This is a genomic window from Mesorhizobium sp. M4A.F.Ca.ET.090.04.2.1 (assembly GCF_003999085.1).
Taxonomy (GTDB): domain Bacteria; phylum Pseudomonadota; class Alphaproteobacteria; order Rhizobiales; family Rhizobiaceae; genus Mesorhizobium.
This window is the reverse complement of sequence record NZ_RZOT01000985.1, coordinates 1-661: the sequence shown is the minus strand read 5'-3', so window position 1 is coordinate 661 and position 661 is coordinate 1. Positions and strand designations below refer to the sequence as shown.

1 protein-coding gene and 1 pseudogene are annotated in these 661 nt (G+C 63.4%); both read right to left on the bottom strand.

Annotated elements, in window-relative coordinates:
• The coding region (locus EN781_RS33640) for a pyridoxal-dependent decarboxylase (protein ID WP_245492727.1) at positions 1–476 on the bottom strand (476 nt) is incomplete at its 3' end.
• Between the two features lie 104 nt (positions 477–580).
• Positions 581–661: pseudogene (locus EN781_RS36070) on the bottom strand (peptidase); the annotation flags it as partial.

Here is a 661-nt window from a genome sequence, read left to right as displayed (position 1 = left end):
TGCCAGTCGAGCGCCCGCTCGCGCATGGTCAGCACCGCGGCCAGCGTTGCCGACGAAGCCGAATCCTGGATGACGCCGGAAAAGCCATCGGGCAGGCCGAGCGCCTGGCGCATCCAGTCGACGGTACGGGTCTCCAACTCGGTCGCCGCCGGCGAGGTCTGCCACAGCATGCACTGCGCCGCCATCGCCGAAACCAGATATTCGGCAACCACCGAGACCGGGGCGGCATTGGCCGGGAAATAGGCGAAGAAGCGCGGGTGCTGCCAATGCGTCATGCCGGGCACGATCTTTTCCTCGAAATCGGCAAAGATCCTGTCCATCGGTTCCGCGGTTTCCGGCGGCGAGACCTCGATGGCATGGAAAACCTCGCCAGGGGCAAGCGCTGGGCGCACCGGCCGTTCGCGCAAGGTGTCGCGGTAGTCGACACCCCAGTCGGCGGCACGCCTAGACCAAGTGCGGAATTCGTTATTGTCCATGTTTCCTCCCAGTAGCCGGCCGCCGCGCCGACAAATGCAACCGCTCGGGTGTTGATTAACATGTTAAATATATGAAGGCAATGATTCAGCGAGGTCGCGCCGCCCTACCCCGGAAAATCCGGCAGGCTGGCGAAAGCCGTCTTCAGCGCGTTCGACCAGCCGTCCGAGATGGTGCGGTAATAGTG